Raw genomic sequence first — 16,607 nt, forward strand, 5'->3', positions numbered from 1 at the left:
CATAAAAAACCGCGGCCCAAGGGCCGCGGTTTTCGTTCTACGCGATAGGCATCAAGCTTTGGCGCGCATTTTCTCGGTGTTGATCAGGAAACGAGCCAGGGCCGGCAGCAGCCAGATCGCACCGATCATGTTCCACAGGAACATGAAGGTCAGCATCAAGCCCATATCGGCCTGGAACTTGATCGCCGAGAAGATCCAGGTCGCCACACCGATGGCCAGGCAGACACCGGTGAACAGCACCGCCTTACCGGTAGATTTCAGCGTCTCGTAGTAGGCTTCCTGCAGCGGCATGCCCTGACGCAGGTAGGTCTCCAGACGGCTGTAGATGTAGATGCCGTAGTCGACACCGATACCCACACCCAGGGCGATCACCGGCAGGGTGGCGACCTTGACGCCGATGCCCATGAAGGCCATCAGCGCGTTACCCAGCACCGAGGTCAGCACCAGCGGCAGGATCACGCACAGGGTCGCAGCCAGCGAACGGAAGGTCAGCAGGCACATGATGCTCACCGCCGCGTAGACCGCGATCAGCATGGTGGTCTCGGACGCCGCGATCACCTCGTTGGTGGCCGCTTCGATACCCGCGTTACCGGCAGCCAGCACCACCTGCAGCTCGTCGGTGTTGTGCTGCGCGGCGAACTCTTCGGCGGCAGCCACGGCACGCGACAGGGTCTCGGCCTTGTGGTCCTCGAGGAAGATCAGCACCGGCGCTACCGAACAGTTGGCGTTGTACAGACCTTCGGCACGGGCGATGGAGTTGTTCAGCACGTCCTGGTTACGCGACAGCGTTTCCCATTTCAGGTTGCCCTCGTTCATGCCCTTGATCATCTGCTTGGACACGGTGACCATGGAGATGGCGGACTGCACACCCTTGGTGTTCTCCATCTTCCACATCAGCTCGTCCATGGCGGACAGTGCTTCATAGGTGGAGCAACCCTCGCTAGGCGTCTTGATCATCACCACCAGCACATCGGAGCTGGTCGAGTAGTTGCGGATGACGAAGTCGTTGTCCAGGTTGTAGCGCGAATCTGGATGCAGTTCCGGCGCGCCCTGGTCGAGGTCGCCGATCTTCAGGTTCTGCCCGTACCAGACGCCGCCGGCCAGTGCCACCACGGCGATGACCACGGAAATCGGCGCAACCATCGGGTGAGCGAAGTTGGAAATTGCGCGCCAGATCGGGTGATCCTTGGCGGCTTCCTCACGGCTCTTCTTCACCGCACGCTTGCCGATGCCGATGTAGGAAATCAGTACCGGCAGCAGGATCAGGTTGGTCAGGATGATCACCGCCACGCCCATGGACGCACCGATGGCCAGTTCGCGGATCACACCGATATCGATCAGCAGCAGGGTGACGAAACCCACTGCGTCGGACAGCAGCGCCACCAGGCCGGGAATGAACAGCTGACGGAAGGCCATGCGCGCAGCGGAGAGCGCGTCGGTCGCCTCACCCGAGGCCATGGCGATGCCGTTGATCTTCTGCACCCCATGCGAGATACCGATGGCGAACACCAGGAACGGCACCAGCATCGAGTAGGGATCGAGACCGAAACCCAGGGTATGCAGCAGGCCGAGCTGCCAGATCACCGCGATCAGGGTGGTGATCACCACGACCAGGGTGCTCTTGAAGCAGTGGGTGAACCACAGCAGCAGAACGAAGGTGATGCCGATGGCGACAGCGAAGAACAGCGCCACGCCAACCAGGCCATCGATCAGGTCGCCGACCTTCTTGGCGAAGCCGATGATGTGCACCTTGACGTTGGGATTCTGCGCCTCGTACTTCTCGCGAATCTTCTCTTCCAGTTCGTGAGAGAAGCTCTGGTAATCCAGCTTGATCAGCTTGCTCTGATCATTTGGATCCGGATAGGACTCCAGCAATGGCACATCGACGATGCTGGACTTGAAGTTGTTCGCCACCAGGCGACCGATCTGGCCCGACTTGAGGATATTGCTGCGCAGGTCTTCGAGGCTGTCGGCAGAACCGTCGTAGGTCTGCGGGATCACCTCGCCACCGGCGAAACCTTCTTCGGTCACTTCGGTCCAGCGTACGCTCGGGCTCCATAGCGACTTGAGACCGGAACGGTCGACGCCGGGAATGTAGAACACCTCGTCGTGGATCTGACGCAGGGTCTCCATGTACTCCTTGCTGAAGATGTCGCCATCGGTGGCCTCCACCGCGATCCGCACGGTATTACCCAGGTTGGCCAGGTCGTTACGGTGCTCGAGCATCTTCTGGATGTAGGGGTGGCCCAGCGGAATCATTTTCTCGAAGCTGGTCTGCGGGCGTACCTGCGCAGCCTGATAGAACAGGAAGATGCTGATCAGCAGGCAGATCAGGATTACCGCCGGGCGGTTGTTGAAAATCAGCCGCTCAAGGAAGGAGGCAGGCTGTTGTTGGTGCTTGCTCATGCAAAGGCTCCCGGCTTGTTATTGTTGGCCCAGATCGGCGCCAGTCGAGGCGGCGAGGTGAACGCCGCCCTGCCCCACCAGGATCAGGTTGCCGTTATCCAGTGCAGTTACACCGGCCAGCGAAAGACGGTCAGGGCGGTTGATGAGACTGAACGTCTGGCCGTGATCAGTGCTGCGCAGCACGGTACCGCCATGCCCCACGACCGCGATGCTGCCGTCGCGCAGCAAGGTGCCATCGGCAAGGCCAAATTCCAGCGGGCCATTATTTGGCGTGTGGAGGGTGATCTGCTGCCAGCTGTCTCCGAAATCGGCGGAACGGAATAGATGACCCCGCAGGCCGTAAACCAGCAGCGTGCCGGCTTCGTCGGTGCCCAGCGCGCCGAACAACGAACCCTCGTAGGGTTTATTTTCGACGGTCTCCCAGGTTTCACCCCAGTCGCGCGAACGGAACATGCCACCCAGCTCGCCGACAATGAACAGACCAGCATCCTTCACCGCGGTGATGGCATTGAGATGATAGGCATCTTCATTATCGAGACGATCACTGACGTCTTCCCAGTTCTCACCGCCGTCGGTGGTTTCCAGCAGCGCACCATAGGCACCCACGGCGTAACCGGTCTCGAGATCCTTGAACCAGATATCCAGCAGCGGCGCTTCGCGCTCCAGATCTTCGAACTGTTTGGTCCAGGTCAGGCCGCCGTCGGTGGTGGCAAGAATCTGCGCATCGTGACCGACCACCCAGCCATGCTGGGCATCGACGAAAAACAGGGAGGTCAGCATCTGCCGGGTCGGCACCTTGGCCTGCTGCCAGCTTTGTCCCTGATCATTGGAATAGAGAATGTGGCCGCGGTCGCCAACGGCAACCAGGCGCTCACCGGTGTTGACCACATCGAGCAGCAGGCTATGCACGGCCTTGGGCGACTCGATGGCGTAACCGGCGTCAGCCGCAGCCGAGGTCTCGGCCTGCAAGGGTGCGGCAGCGAAAGCCAGAATGGAAAGCACACTGCACAGCGAGAGCGCTTTAGCCAGCGGCGAATGGACACGGAGCGCCGATTTGCGCGCCTGTTTGGGCGCCAGACCGGACTGGGTGCGCCACATGACGGGCTCACTCATATACCTTCCCCCTTTCTTGTTATAGGCGGTACTGCTGATTAGCAGGCTGCCCATCCTAGCGAGCTTCGGAAAGCCCTGACAATTGGCGTGACGTTATGTTTTGTTAAGGCAGAACCCGCGTGATAGAAGCCTATTCGCCAAGCTGATACGAAAAGGCCGCTACTACCGTAGCGGCCTTCGCGTGAGACTACACGACTATTATCGAGTGCCGCGGCGACGCAGGGCAGCCGGTTTGAAATAACCGTCGTCCGGAACCGCCTGGGTGAAGTCGATGGTGTTGTTCTCTTCGTTGTCCAGGTTCTGCACGTGGTAACGGCGCGCCTGCAGATCGTGGAACACATCGAGTGCAGACCAGGTGGTCGGCAGATCGTAGTAGTTCTTCAGATAGGCGATGGACACGCGCCACAGCTCACCACGGCCGTCGTACTGATCCACCACCGCAGCCTGCCAGCTGTCCTCGTCGAGGAACAGGGTGCGCTTGGAGTAGATATGGCGGGCGCCGGACTTCAGCGTGCCCTCGACCACCCACACACGGTGCAGCTCGTTACGGGTCAGCGCCGGGTTGAGGTGACCGACCTGCAGCAGATCCTTGTACTTAACCTCAGGGCTGGTGACCTTGTAGTTGTTGTACGGGATGTAGATTTCCTTCTTGCCCACCAGTTTCCAGTCATAGCGATCCGGAGCACCGTTGAACATGTCGGTGTCGTCGGCGGTACGCAGACCGTCAGCCGCGGCGATCGGGGTATCGTAGGCCAGGTTCGGCGCACGACGCACGCGGCGCTGGCCGGCGTTGTAACCCCAGGCCTGACGCGGCTCTTTCACCTGATCGAGGGTTTCATGAACCAGGGTCGCGCCACCGGCCAGACGCGCCGGGCTGGTGGTGAACGACAGGTAATAGAACATGATGTTGTTCAGATCGGCGAACGAGCCGTTCTGCAGGTAGTACTTGAACAGCGCTTCCTGCTGCGAGGTCACCAGCGAATAGGCGCCATTGCGCTGCACGGCCACTTCCGAGGCACGGCGCACGATGTAGGTGCCACGGTAACGGGCGATGTGGTTCCACAGCGCCTCGACACCGCTCTGCGGAATCGGGAACGGAATACCGCCGTAAGCGTCGATAAAGCCGTTACCACCATCGGCCAGCTTGGCGCTGGTGGCGTTCTTGATGCTGTTGTCATAGACCCACTGCGGCGCGGAGCCGGAGCGGCGGGTCTGGTAGACCGGCATCTGATAGGTTTCCGGATAAGCCTTGAACATGGCGATCTGACCCGGCGTCAGATTGGCCTCGTACTGGCTCAGATTGGCCGCGGTGATGGTGAACAGCGGCTTGTCTTCCGGGAACGGATTGACGTGGTGCTGGCCCGAGCGGGTGTAACCCGCCGGCGGCTGGGTGATGCCACCGGTCCAGGCCGGAATGGTGCCAGCGGCATTGCCGGCTTTTTCGGCGCCGAAGGGGGTCAGGGTATCGCCAAGTTTTGCGGCTTCCTGCGGGGAAACGGCAGCCAGCGCGGAGCCGGCGGAAAATGCCAGCGCAACGGCTACGGCCATCAGCCTGTGCTTGTTCAGCATGGGTAATTCTCCATGAAGAGTCATGACGGGCGCCCGCAAGCGCCCGGCGTTCTTTCCGATTTTGGTTATTAGAAGGAGTACTTGACGTTGACGCCGATATTGTCGCGATCGCGCGCACCGTTGTTCTGGCCAGCGCCATAGAACTCGGTGTACTGAATCTCGGCTTCCAGGCTGTTCAGGTAGCTGGCGCGCATACCGACGGTGTACGCCTTACGACCTTCGATGAAGTTGCCGGTCTGGTGCGAGTTGCCTTCGAAGTCGTGCTTGAACACGGCGAAGGGCGACAGGTTCACGCCAGCGTAAACGTCGTTCCAGGTGCCCGACATCATCAGGGTGTAGCCGTAAGCGTTCTTGTTGATCTGGTCGTCGCGGCCATAGTCCGAAATGTAGGAATTGTTTGGACGCCCAGCATAATAACGAACATTACCCTGATAATCCGTGTACTTCAGGCTATCGCCACGCACATGCTCGGAAGCGAGTTCTGCGATACCGAACAGAGAGTCAAAGCTCAGCGTCGGCCCAAAGTTATGAATGGCCCCAAGGGAAGTATTGAAGGCTTCTACACGGGTGTAGTTGCTGATGGAACCATCACGGGCGACCTGCCGCCCAGCGATTACCGCAGTTCCGGCGTTTGGCAGCGCACCAGAATTATCGGCAAGCTGTGCCCCCTGCCCCGCCAGGTCGCCCAACAAATCGTTAGTCGCAGCGATACCGATAGGCAGGTTAGGACGATAGGAAAGCTCGCCGAAGACCGATGTCTGGCCAACCGTTGTATTGAAGCTGAGGCCATACATACGGATATCTTCCGCGTACTCCCTACGAGCCTGCACGTTAGCCAGCAGATCCGCAGTAGCCAAACCACCAGCAAGCGACGCATTACCCAGCGCACCAGCAAGAGCACCTACGTTGACACCTTGATAACCGTTCAAGTCCGCGTAGATGCTGGGTTCTTTGCCGTGGTAGTTGACGAAGTAGAAACCAAACTCAGTAGAGTTGAGTTCCTCTGCTATATAGCGAAACGCAACACCATACTGACCGTCATTCTTTGCATTCAGATCACCGCCAATCTTAGCCACTTGCGCAATCTGATCACCCGGATAAACGAACGTCTTCCCACCCGGCCCTTGGTACAAACCCAACGCACCGAAAACAGCCTGACTCTGGCCGATGAGGGCTGGGTTATTGTATACGCCCAGCACGGTATTATTGAGCAGCAGTGGGTTCCTGGCCCCGAGTGCGGTTTGCGAGAAGTCGTTATAAGCCGTATTCCCGCCGTCGGCAAAAAGATCTGTCTCGGAGAAATAAGTTCCGACCGGATCGACTGCGGTTTCCTTCCAGTTGAACTGGTAGAAGGTCTCCATCGACAGATTATCGGTCAAACCGATGTTGAAACTAAGCGCCTCGACCGGAACCAGCACTTCCTTCACTTCCGAGCCTGGCAAACGGAACTTGGCAGCATCGACCGGGTTGGTGGTGTTCACCCCACCGCGGTAGTACAAACCTTCACCCCAGTTGAATACCTGCTTACCGAAACGACCGGAGACCGGCATGTTGGCCACGTCCCAGTTGCCATAGACGTAGGCGTCAAGAATCTGCGCATCGCGACCTGCCTTGTGGCGGGTTTCGCGAGTGAAGCTGTTATCCCGCGGATAGCTTTGGCTGGGCTGAGCCGGCGTGTTGGCGTCGTAATAGTCGTTGCGCTTATCCATGATCTGGGTGTCATAGAACGCAGTACCACGGATAAAGACGCCGTAGTTACGGTAAGACGCCTCGAGATCCGAGGTAATTTTGAACACTTCGGAAACCAGGCCGGTATCGAAGTTGCGGTTGCCATCGTTGGTGTTGATGTCGTTGTTGGTCTTGTCCTGGCCTTGTACGCGCCACAGTTGACCGTAGGAGATGGTGGTATCGAGGGAGCCGGTGATTTCGTTATCGGCGAAGCTGAACTCCACCGCATGAGCCTGGGCGGCGACCAGCAACGGCAGAACACCAGCGAACGCAAAGCCGGCCTTGGCCGGGGCAAAACGTAGAACGGGCTTGCGGGACTTAATTTCCATCGAGACTCACTCCGTGGACAGATCATTCTTTTGGGCGATCCCGTAGCCGGGCCGCGAATTGCCGTACTGACGACGGCTTGTGTTTTTATTTTGTAGCGACGTGTTCCAACGACCAGCGAGCGCTTGCACGCGGTCAAATCCAGTGCGACGCTGCAACCATAGTGCCAATTCAAACACTTGTATCAGCGCAAAAGCGCCTTGCAGAGCGATTGCCGGATTTCTTTTCGTGACTGATCAGCCACTGACCAATGGATCAGAAAAGATGGCGCACTTTGTCCTACGATCCGACGCTTTATGCCAATTACCACGCGCCTCGCAGCGCAGTTGGGTGATGAATATCACCTCGCTGTCAAGCGACGAAGCCCGAACTTAAGTGTGCAAAGGCATAACGGACTGCATGCATATTTCATTGGGTAACAAAAAAGTGTTACCAACCAGAGGTCGGTAACACTTTTTTTGTGGAGCAAAACCCGTTTCAGGCCTAAAGCCAACCAGTCAAGCGTCGACGTACCGAGTATGTAGGAGCGGCGCCTCGCCGCGAACCTGAAAAGCTTCGCCCCGGGGCGGGGCTCCTACGAAACACAGCTTCCGCAGCCTTGCCTAAGCGGCATCAGTCTTAGGCCAGGCTCTTGCTCACCACTTCATAGACATCGCTGGACAGCTCACCGGAGGCAAGGATGCGCTCCAGTTCGGCCTTCATCAGTGCCTGCCGCACCGCACCGTATTTGCGCCAACGGGTCAGCGGCGCCAGCAGGCGCGAAGCGATCTGCGGGTTGAGCGCATTGAGGGTGATCACCTGGTCGGCGAGAAAGCGGTAGCCCGCCCCGTCCGCGCGGTGAAAGTTGATCAGGTTCTGATTGGCAAAAGCACCGATCAGCGCGCGCACCTTGTTCGGGTTCTTCAGGGTGAAGGCATCGTGCTGCATCAACGCATGCACGCGCTCCAGACCACCCGGCAGCGGGCAACCAGCCTGCACGCTGAACCACTGATCCATGACCAGCGGGTTGTCCTTGAAGAACTCGGCGAAGGACGCCAGCGCTTGGCTGCGCTCAACCTCGAACGGTGAGTTGACCAGCACCGCCAGGGCCGCCAGGCGCTCGGTCATGTTGTCGGCGCTGTCGAACTGATCGACGCAAGCCGCCAGCACTTCAGGCTTCTCGCTGAGCATCAGGTAGGACAGCGCGATGTTCTGCAGGCTGCGACGGGCGAAGTGCGCCGCCTCGGCCACGTAAGGGGTGGCCTTGGAGACTTCACGATTGGCTTGGTAGCGCGCCCACAGTGGAGCGAACAGCGCGTCAGCCAGCGCCTTGCGAGCGAACTCGCGCGCGGCGTGGATGGCCTCGACATCCGCCACCTCACTGATTTCGGTGAGATAGGCCTCGCCCGGCAGCGACAGCATCTCGGCGACCATGGCCTGATCCAGCGACTCGTCTTCAAGCAGGGTGCGCAGCGCGGTGACCAGGCGCTGATCCAACACCAGAGCTTCACCACGCTGGTGCTGGCCAATCAGTTCCTGCAGTACCTGCACGGACAGCTGCTGGCCGGCTTCCCAGCGGTTGAAGCCGTCGCTGTCGTGCTGCATGAGGAACATCAGTTGGTCACGGCTGTAGGGGAAGTGCAGCTTGACCGGGGCGCTGAAGCCGCGCAGCAAGGAGGGCAACGGTTTCTCGGCGACGCCCTCGAAGGTGAAGGTCTGCTCGGCTTCAGTCACCGACAAAACGCGACTGCTGCCCTGCGCCGCGCTTTCGCCCTGCAGGCGCAGCGGCAGCTCATTGCCCTGGGCATCGAGCAGGCCGAGCGCCACTGGAATCACGAACGGCAGCTTTTCGCTCTGCCCCGGCGTGGCCGGGCAGCTCTGGCGGAAGGTCAGGCTGTAGGTCTGCGCCGCCTCGTCATAGGCTTCGCTGACGTCGAGACGTGGCGTGCCGGCCTGGGTGTACCAGCGCTTGAACTGGGTCAGGTCAATGCCGCTGGCATCTTCCATGGCCTTGACGAAATCGTCGCAGGTCACGGCCTGGCCGTCGTGACGCTCGAAGTACAGGTCCGAGCCCTTGCGGAATAGCTCCGGCCCGAGCAGGGTGTGAATCATGCGCAGTACTTCGGCACCCTTCTCGTAGATGGTCAGGGTGTAGAAGTTGGAGATTTCCATGTACGCGTCCGGGCGCACCGGGTGCGCCATGGGGCCGGCGTCCTCGGCGAACTGGTGAGTGCGCAGGTAGGCCACGTCTTCAATGCGCTTGACGGTACGCGAGTGAGTGTCGGCAGAGAACTCGCTGTCGCGGAATACGGTGAAGCCTTCCTTGAGCGACAGCTGGAACCAGTCGCGGCAGGTCACGCGGTTGCCCGACCAGTTGTGGAAGTACTCGTGTGCCACCACCGCCTCGACGCGCTGATGGGCAGCGTCGGTGGCGGTCTCGGCCTTGGCCAGCACGCAGCTGGAGTTGAAGATGTTGAGGCCCTTGTTCTCCATGGCGCCCATGTTGAAGTCGTTGACCGCGACGATCATGAAGATGTCCAGGTCATACTCGCGGCCGTAGACCTCCTCGTCCCACTTCATCGAGCGCTTGAGGCTGTCCATGGCGTGCTGCACCTTGTCGATGTTCTCCGGCTCGACGTAGATGCGCAGCGCCACTTCGCGGTTGCTCATGGTGGTGAAGCTGTCCTCCACGCACCAGAGGTCACCGGCGACCAGGGCGAACAGGTAGGCCGGCTTCTTGAACGGGTCTTCCCAGGTGGCCCAGTGCCGGCCGCCCTCTTCCGAACCACTGGCAATCGGGTTGCCGTTGGACAGCAGCACCGGGTAGGCATGCTGCTCGGCGCTGACCGTGGTGGTGAATTTGCTCATCACATCCGGGCGGTCGAGGTAAAAGGTGATCTTGCGGAAGCCCTCGGCCTCGCACTGGGTGCAGAACATCGTGCCGGACTTGTACAGGCCTTCCAGTGCGGTGTTGCTTTCCGGGTGGATGCGCACACTGCTGTCGACCACGAAGCGTTCCTGCGTCGGCTGCAGGGTCAGGTGGCTGTCGGTCAGCGTGTAGTCGCCCTCGCCCAGCTCGCGGTCATCGAGCTTGAGCTCCAGCAGTTCAAGCTGCTGACCGTCGAGCACCAGTTTCGGCAGGCCAGCGCCGGCGGCGGGGTTGCGACGCATGACCAGTTGCGCGTGCACCAGGCTGTGATCCTCGAACAGCTCGAAGGTCAGGTGGGTCTCGTCGATCAGGTAATCGGGAACCTGATAGTCCTTCAGGTAGATGGTCTTGGATTGTTCGGTGCGCATGGCTCTTGGCCTCTCGTCTGCGGCGCCCCGGGCGCCGGTGGCAATCGGGTGTCAGGCGGCGATCTCGTGGATGGCCAACTGATAGGCGGTGTACTTGCGGATATTGATCACGCCGGTGTCGAACATCAGGTACTGGCCCTTGATACCGAGCAGAGTACCTTCGGCCAGCGGCTGCTTGTCCAGGTTGAAGCTGCTGATCTTGGCCGGGTAGGCCTCGATGGGGTAACGAATCTCCAGCACTTCGGCTGCGCTCAGCGGCTGAATGGCTTGCAGGCCGAAGCGCTGCTGCAGCTCGGTGATGCCCGAACCGCAGCTATCGAACAGTTGCTCGCGAATCGCCAGCAGATCGACCGGCACGGCATCGCCCTTGAGCAGCGCGCGCCAGTTGGTCTTGTCCGCTACCTGGCTACGCAACAGGTCCTCGACGAAACCGGACTGCTGCCGCGTGGCCACGCGCAGGATGGGCAGCGCCTGGGTCGCACCCTGGTCGATCCAGCGTGTCGGCACCTGACTGGCGCGGGTGATGCCGACTTTCACGCCGCTGGAGTTGGCCAGATAGACGATGTGATCGGTCATGCAGAACTGCTCGCCCCAGCTCGGCTCGCGGCAAGTGCCTGCATCGTAATGACACTTCTCCGGGCTCATGATGCAGACGTCGCACTGCGCCAGCTTCTGCATGCAGGGGTAGCAATAACCCTGGCTGAAGCTGGTCTTGGTCTTGCGCCCACAGTGCGAGCAATGGATGGCGCCGAGGTATTCCAGGCGCAGGTGCTTGCCCACCAGCGGGTTGACCGGCACCTCTTCATCGCCCAGGCGAAAGGCGTACTGCACCGGCGCGTCGAGGTGCGCCTTCATCTTGCTCAGCGAGCCACGTCCCAACTCGCTCATCAGTGCAGGGTATCCGAGGACTTGAACAACAGGTTGGGGAGCGGCTCGGACTTGCTGCTGCATTCCTGCGGGCCCATGTAGCCGGTGCGTTCCTCTTCCGGCAGGTTCTGCATTTCCCAGGCGATCATCGCCTGCAGGCTCAGCTCTTTCTGTTCCTGAGTCAGCTTGCGGCCGTCCGGCCATTTACCGATTTCCACGGCCAGCTTGAGGCTCTCGTAGATTTCCGGGGTGATGTTTTCAATCGCATCGAGAAAGGACGACATACAGGTCTCCAAGTAAATCATAGGGCGGGTGAACCCCGCCGAAACGCCGTGCTGGCGGGTTGCACCCGCCCTACAGGTCAAAAAGTCGAATCAAGCGCTACGTCGGGCCAGCATACCGCCAAGCAGCCCGGTCAGGCAGCCGATGAGCAAGCCGCCGACGTGCGCGGCGTTGGCGATGGCGCCGAACTGCAACAACTCGAAGATGCCGGTCATGCAGATCAGCAGCCAGGCCAGCATCATCACCAGCACGCCGGGCGGCAGACGATAGGCAGCATTCGGTGCCAGACGCTGGTAAATCCAGCAATGCCCGAGCAAGCCATAAAGCACACCGGACAGCCCGCCGAACAACGACGGCCCGGCCCACCAGTATTGGGCGAAATTGGAAGCGAAGCCGAATAGCAGCGTCAGCCCCAGCAAGCCGACGGCCCCCTGGCGAAACTCGATGCGCCGACCCAGCTCCCAGTACCACAGGCTGTTCATCGCCAGGTGCAGCCAGCCGAAGTGGATCAGCATGGGCGTGATCAGGCGCCACCACTGGCCGCTATCGAGCGTGGCCTCAAGATAGGTCAGATAGATGCGCTCGCCGTCGATTCGAAAATCAACGAAGCTCAGCCAGCGGATTGCCGAGAAATTCTCGCCCGCCCAGGTCACGGCGAAGACGATAAAGGTCGCCAGCAGCATCAGGCCCGTCACCGGGCTGCGCCGTAACTGGGCAACAAACCCCTCACGCACCGGCGCCGGCCTGGCCGGCAATTCGGCACCCGCGTCGCCCTGCGGATGGCGCACGTAAAGCTCACGCACCTGCTCGGCGAGCTCCTCACTCGGCACCCAGAGCACCTGTTGCCCACCCTCTTCCGCCACCCGGTGCGGCACTCGCAGACGCTGCAACAGGGCGACGAAGCCGCTCAAATCGGTATCCAGCGGCAAGCGCAAAACTACGACTGCCGTCATCGCGGCGCCTCCTGCGGGTCGACGTCGACCCAGACGAATTTAGCCGCATCCAGGCGCGTTTCCTGATCCAGGCGGTAAGCCACCAGCCTGCCGCCGATCACCGCGCTGTAGTCCAGACAGGCCAGATTGGGGCGAATCGGCGCCGGCTTGCCACGGCGCCAGTAGTGGCCGACGAACAGCAACGGCTCGTGCGCGCCATAGCGCAGCAGTTCATCCTTCTGCAGCTCGCTCAGTGGCGTCTGCGCCGCCAGTTCCGGCAGGGCATCAGGCTGGAAGACGATATCGCCATAGGTCTGCGGATTTTCTTCCCAGAACTTGGTACGGAAATAGGAACGGGTAAAGCCGTCACCACCGGTCAGGGTCAGGCCATGCGGCAGGCGCATGTCGGTGCCACGCAGCAGGCGGTCGAGCGCCATGTTGGCGAAACTGCCCGGTACGGCTGCAGCCTGAAGGAAATGCTCGTCGATGCAGCCATCGGGGAACTGCGCCTTGAGCGGGGTGATCAGGTCGTCGTCCCAGCAGGCATGCACCACGCGGAAGCGCCCGGCGTCGATGAACAGTGGCATCTCGTAGAACCAGCGCAGAAATTCGCGCCATTCCTGCGGATAAGCCTCGAACTGCGCCAGGGTTTCGCGCATCAGGCGCTGATGCCGTGGGCTGTGATCACGCACGTACTGTCGGCCGCTGCCTGGCGGTGCCGGCGTGCTCCAGCCCAGCGCGTTGAACTCGTGATTGCCCATGATGCACAGCGCCTGACCAGCACGCACCATGTCATGCACCAGATGCAGGGTTTCGCGAATACCCGGGCCACGGTCGACCAGATCACCGAGGAAGATCGCCATGCGCGTCGGATGGCGCCACACGCCACCCTGGCGGCTGTAACCCAGCCGTTCGAGCAGGCGTTCGAGGGTTTGCGCACAACCGTGGATATCACCGATCAGGTCGTAGCCACGACGGGGGTCGAGGGACATTCAGTCCTGCCCTCCCAGGCGGCTGCCCCATCCAAGCTTGGTGCGGCAGACCTCATAGTAGTTGTGATCCAGCGGATGGATCAGGCGCAGCTTCTGCGCCTTCTTGGCCACATGCAGGGTATCGCCCGGGGCACAGGTGAAGTGGTTCTGGCCGTCGCAGGACACCTGCGGATAGATGGTCATGTCCGCCGACACCACCACCTTCAGCTCGCTATTGCCGTCGACCACGATGGGCCGGCTGGACAGCGTATGCGGGTACATGGGAACCACCACGATGGCATCGAGTTTGGGATGCATGATCGGCCCGCCAGCAGACAGCGCATAGGCGGTCGAGCCCGTGGGCGTGGCGACGATCAGGCCGTCGGCCTTCTGGCTGCAGACGAACTGGCCATCGATGTACAGCTCAAACTCGATCATCCGCGTCGACTTGCCGGGGTGCAGCACCACGTCGTTGAGCGCATCGCCCTGGCCGATGGCTTCGCCCTGGCGGCGAACTTCGGCCTCGAGCAGGAAGCGGTTCTCGGTCAGGTACTGCCCTTCGAGCACCTGCGCCACTTTCAGCTCCAGCTCATCGGGGCGGATATCGGTGAGAAAGCCCAGACTGCCACGGTTGATCCCCAGCACCGGCACCTTGTGCCGTGCCAGGGCGCGGGCTGCGCCGAGCATGCTGCCGTCGCCACCGACGACGATCACCAGGTCGCAGACCTCACCCAGCATCTTGCGTGAGGAGGTTTGCAGGCCGTGTCCCGGCAGCAGGTCGGCGATGGTGTCCTCGAGGATCACATGCAGGTGGCGGTCGATCAGAAAGCGCTTGAGCCGACGCACGGTCTCCAGCACCCGCGTACTGCCCAGACGCCCGATGATGCCAACATTGCGAAATTGCTCCATGGGACTCCCGCCAGACAGATAAGAAACGATGAGGTATTATCGGCCAAAGCTCTGGCCGGCAGCAAACCGCCTCTGTTACTGCGCTATGCTCGGGGCCATGAGCAATTCCGAACTGCTGCATGACCTGCTGCTTGAGCTGCGCACCCCGGCGGTGCGCGATCTGGCCTGGGCGCTGCTCTCGCCCGCCTTGCTGGCCAACACCACACCGGGCCAGCGTCATCCGCTGCAGGCCAGTTGCTGGATGCAGCAACCACAACAACTGGCCGACTGGCTTGCGCAACAGGACAAGGATGCCGGCCCCCTGCACGCCTGGCTGACGGCAAAACCGCTGCGCCGTCTCGGTCTCTATTACGAGCGCCTGTGGCAATACGCGCTGCATGCCGCACCATACATAGACGTGGTCGCTGCCAATCTGCCGATTCGCCAGAACGGTCAGACCTTGGGCGAGCTGGATCTGTTGTTGCGCGATGACGAAGGCGAGCACCACCTGGAGCTGGCGGTGAAGTTCTACCTGGGCACGGGTGGCGGCGACGCCGCTGACTGGCTGGGCCCGGGCAGCCAGGACCGGCTCGACCTGAAACTGGGCCACCTCACGCAACACCAGTTACCCCTGTTTTCGCGCCGCGAGGCACGGGTAGCGCTGAACGACCTGCAACTGGGCGAAACCCGATCCGCCTTCTGGCTCGGCGGCTACCTGTTCTATCCCTGGCCTTATGGTTGCCCATCACCTCGCGGCGCGGGTACCGAGCACTGCCGGGGCAATTGGCTACACCAGCGCGACTGGGATACGTTCGCCGCGACCAAACCAGACGCTCGCTGGCAACCCTTGCCGCGATTGGCCTGGCTCGCACCCGCGCTGATAAAGACTGGCGAGGCCTGGCCCGCAGACACCTTCCAGCAATGGCTGAAGCTGTTACGACCGGACGCTCAGGCGCAGCTGCTGGTGCGCCTGGAGGAAGATCACGCCGGGGATTGGCGAGAGGTCGAACGAATCTTTCTGGTCAACGATCAGTGGCCGGCGCAGTCGTAGCCCGATGCAATCCGGGATGCTGCTACCGGCAATCCGCGGGCGTCACCCACCTCGTTGATAGGCCGCAGGGCCAGCGCCAATCAACGGCTACGCTCGGTACGCCCGCCGGAACGCGCCAGATACCCCGCCCCGCTTTCACACAGCAGCGCATCACGCTGCACCGCCGGCAGGACGTCCAGGCCTCCGCGCAAGGCATAAACGCTGTAACCCAGTTGCGAGAGCAGAAACACTGCACTGCTGCTGCGCTTGCCGCTATCGCAATAGCACAGGTAGGTACGTGAGCGATCCAGCAGGCGCGCCTTGAGGCGCAACAGCTGCAGCGGCATATGCAGCGCTTGCGGCGCGTGCGCCTTCTCGTACTCTTCCTGCAGCCGCACATCCAGCCACTGCGCGCCCTGTGTCAGCAACCTGGCGCCCTCGCCCAGCGACACCTCGGCCACGACTGGAGCCTTGAGCAAAGCAAAGAAATCCTGGCGATCCAGGCGCAACACACTGCCCGCCTCGACCATGGTCACCGTGGCATTGCGTGGCCGATCAGCAAGCAGCGCTTCTTCACCGAAACAGGCGCCCACCTCCAGCTCCGCCAGCACCTGGTGATCACTGCCGGCGCCGCGAATCACCTCGGCGCGGCCGCTTTCCAGGAAATAGCAGCAATCGCCAGTGGCACCCTCTTCGATAATCTGGCTGCCAGCCGCCAGCTCGATCTTCTGCAAGCGAGCGAGCATGTTCTGCACGTTGGCCGGCGGCACCTTGGCAAACAAGGGGTTTTCCAGCAGCCGCTCCAGCCACTCGACATCGGCGCCACTCTGTTGCAGCGCCAGCAGCAGGTCCTGATGCGCCAGGCGCCAGGTCAGCAGGCGATCGAGCGTGGCACTGTCGATCATCAGCACGCTGACATCGCTCACGGCGCGGGCGTCATGTAACCGCGGCAGGCCGGGCGACAACGGGTGGCAGCTGATCTCGCTACCGGCCTGCACCCTCTGCGTCCTGCCCTCGGCATCCTGCAGCTGCAACTCGCCGGCCAGCAGATAGCAGGTCAGTCGCGCCTGATCCCCCCGACGAAACAGCAGTTGCCCGGCCAACAGAGGCTGCGGCACCAGTTGGCTACGCAACTCGCGCCACTGCTGCGCGGAAAGCGCGTTGAGCGGCGTCAGGCTGCGCAGTTGTTCGGGGGTAAGGGGTTCGCTCATGAGGATT

Annotated in this window: 12 protein-coding genes; 1 reads left to right on the plus strand and 11 read right to left on the minus strand. The window is 61.3% G+C overall.

What is annotated here, in order from left to right:
- Positions 1-51: 51 nt before the first annotated feature.
- The 10 genes from N5J71_RS05155 to N5J71_RS05200 all read right to left on the minus strand — a co-directional run bounded on the left by N5J71_RS05155 (position 52) and on the right by N5J71_RS05200 (position 14,380).
- A complete protein-coding gene (locus N5J71_RS05155) occupies positions 52-2,406 on the minus strand; it encodes an efflux RND transporter permease subunit (protein ID WP_257598431.1) in 2,355 nt (784 codons plus the stop codon).
- A gap of 18 nt (positions 2,407-2,424) precedes the next feature.
- Positions 2,425-3,519: a WD40/YVTN/BNR-like repeat-containing protein gene (locus N5J71_RS05160; protein ID WP_279916451.1), complete on the minus strand. Its 1,095-nt coding sequence runs from the start codon at positions 3,517-3,519 to the stop codon at positions 2,425-2,427.
- Positions 3,520-3,717: 198 nt separating this feature from the next.
- Positions 3,718-5,088: a DUF1329 domain-containing protein gene (locus tag N5J71_RS05165; protein ID WP_279871078.1), complete on the minus strand. Its 1,371-nt coding sequence runs from the start codon at positions 5,086-5,088 to the stop codon at positions 3,718-3,720.
- A 68-nt stretch (positions 5,089-5,156) separates the two neighbouring features.
- Positions 5,157-7,145 (minus strand): DUF1302 domain-containing protein, encoded by a 1,989-nt coding sequence (locus N5J71_RS05170; protein ID WP_279916452.1) that lies wholly within the window; start codon positions 7,143-7,145, stop codon positions 5,157-5,159.
- Positions 7,146-7,761: 616 nt separating this feature from the next.
- Positions 7,762-10,419 (minus strand): aminopeptidase N, encoded by a 2,658-nt coding sequence (gene pepN, locus N5J71_RS05175; RefSeq protein WP_279871076.1) that lies wholly within the window; start codon positions 10,417-10,419, stop codon positions 7,762-7,764.
- Positions 10,420-10,470: 51 nt separating this feature from the next.
- Positions 10,471-11,307 (minus strand): DUF2797 domain-containing protein, encoded by an 837-nt coding sequence (locus tag N5J71_RS05180; protein WP_279871075.1) that lies wholly within the window; start codon positions 11,305-11,307, stop codon positions 10,471-10,473.
- Entirely contained in the window at positions 11,307-11,570 is a 264-nt protein-coding gene (locus N5J71_RS05185) for a YeaC family protein (RefSeq protein ID WP_075748596.1), read from the minus strand. The genes N5J71_RS05180 and N5J71_RS05185 overlap by 1 nt, the downstream gene beginning before the upstream one ends.
- A 90-nt stretch (positions 11,571-11,660) precedes the next feature.
- Positions 11,661-12,521 carry a rhomboid family intramembrane serine protease gene (locus N5J71_RS05190; RefSeq protein ID WP_279871074.1) on the minus strand — a complete coding sequence of 287 codons (861 nt, stop codon included), beginning with the start codon at positions 12,519-12,521 and terminating at the stop codon, positions 11,661-11,663.
- Positions 12,518-13,492 carry a metallophosphoesterase gene (locus N5J71_RS05195; RefSeq protein ID WP_279916453.1) on the minus strand — a complete coding sequence of 325 codons (975 nt, stop codon included), beginning with the start codon at positions 13,490-13,492 and terminating at the stop codon, positions 12,518-12,520. Before N5J71_RS05195 ends, N5J71_RS05190 begins: the two co-directional genes overlap by 4 nt.
- Entirely contained in the window at positions 13,493-14,380 is an 888-nt protein-coding gene (locus N5J71_RS05200; protein WP_106735531.1) for an NAD(+) kinase, read from the minus strand.
- 97 nt (positions 14,381-14,477) lie between these two features.
- Here N5J71_RS05200 and N5J71_RS05205 point away from each other — a divergent pair, with 97 nt between their 5' ends.
- Positions 14,478-15,410 carry a DUF1853 family protein gene (locus N5J71_RS05205; RefSeq protein ID WP_279871072.1) on the plus strand — a complete coding sequence of 311 codons (933 nt, stop codon included), beginning with the start codon at positions 14,478-14,480 and terminating at the stop codon, positions 15,408-15,410.
- Between the two features lie 80 nt (positions 15,411-15,490).
- On the opposite strand, the gene N5J71_RS05210 is transcribed toward N5J71_RS05205, so the two are convergent.
- Complete coding sequence (locus N5J71_RS05210; RefSeq protein ID WP_125874939.1) at positions 15,491-16,600, minus strand: cyclic nucleotide-binding domain-containing protein; 1,110 nt, start codon at positions 16,598-16,600, stop codon at positions 15,491-15,493.
- Positions 16,601-16,607: the final 7 nt, after the last annotated feature.

Origin of the sequence: Ectopseudomonas oleovorans (genome assembly GCF_029845265.1) — a bacterium.
GTDB classification, from domain to species: domain Bacteria; phylum Pseudomonadota; class Gammaproteobacteria; order Pseudomonadales; family Pseudomonadaceae; genus Aquipseudomonas; species Aquipseudomonas oleovorans.

Bases quoted from the DNA above. Each gene is read 5' to 3' on its own strand.
- N5J71_RS05165 (WP_279871078.1), bottom strand. From the start codon at position 5,088: ATGCTGAACAAGCACAGGCTGATGGCCGTAGCCGTTGCGCTGGCATTT.
- N5J71_RS05190 (WP_279871074.1), bottom strand. From the start codon at position 12,521: ATGACGGCAGTCGTAGTTTTGCGCTTGCCGCTGGATACCGATTTGAGC.
- N5J71_RS05180 (WP_279871075.1), bottom strand. From the start codon at position 11,307: ATGAGCGAGTTGGGACGTGGCTCGCTGAGCAAGATGAAGGCGCACCTC.
- N5J71_RS05205 (WP_279871072.1), top strand. From the start codon at position 14,478: ATGAGCAATTCCGAACTGCTGCATGACCTGCTGCTTGAGCTGCGCACC.
- N5J71_RS05195 (WP_279916453.1), bottom strand. From the start codon at position 13,492: ATGTCCCTCGACCCCCGTCGTGGCTACGACCTGATCGGTGATATCCAC.
- N5J71_RS05170 (WP_279916452.1), bottom strand. From the start codon at position 7,145: ATGGAAATTAAGTCCCGCAAGCCCGTTCTACGTTTTGCCCCGGCCAAG.
- N5J71_RS05155 (WP_257598431.1), bottom strand. From the start codon at position 2,406: ATGAGCAAGCACCAACAACAGCCTGCCTCCTTCCTTGAGCGGCTGATT.
- N5J71_RS05200 (WP_106735531.1), bottom strand. From the start codon at position 14,380: ATGGAGCAATTTCGCAATGTTGGCATCATCGGGCGTCTGGGCAGTACG.
- N5J71_RS05210 (WP_125874939.1), bottom strand. From the start codon at position 16,600: ATGAGCGAACCCCTTACCCCCGAACAACTGCGCAGCCTGACGCCGCTC.
- N5J71_RS05185 (WP_075748596.1), bottom strand. From the start codon at position 11,570: ATGTCGTCCTTTCTCGATGCGATTGAAAACATCACCCCGGAAATCTAC.
- N5J71_RS05160 (WP_279916451.1), bottom strand. From the start codon at position 3,519: ATGAGTGAGCCCGTCATGTGGCGCACCCAGTCCGGTCTGGCGCCCAAA.
- pepN (WP_279871076.1), bottom strand. From the start codon at position 10,419: ATGCGCACCGAACAATCCAAGACCATCTACCTGAAGGACTATCAGGTT.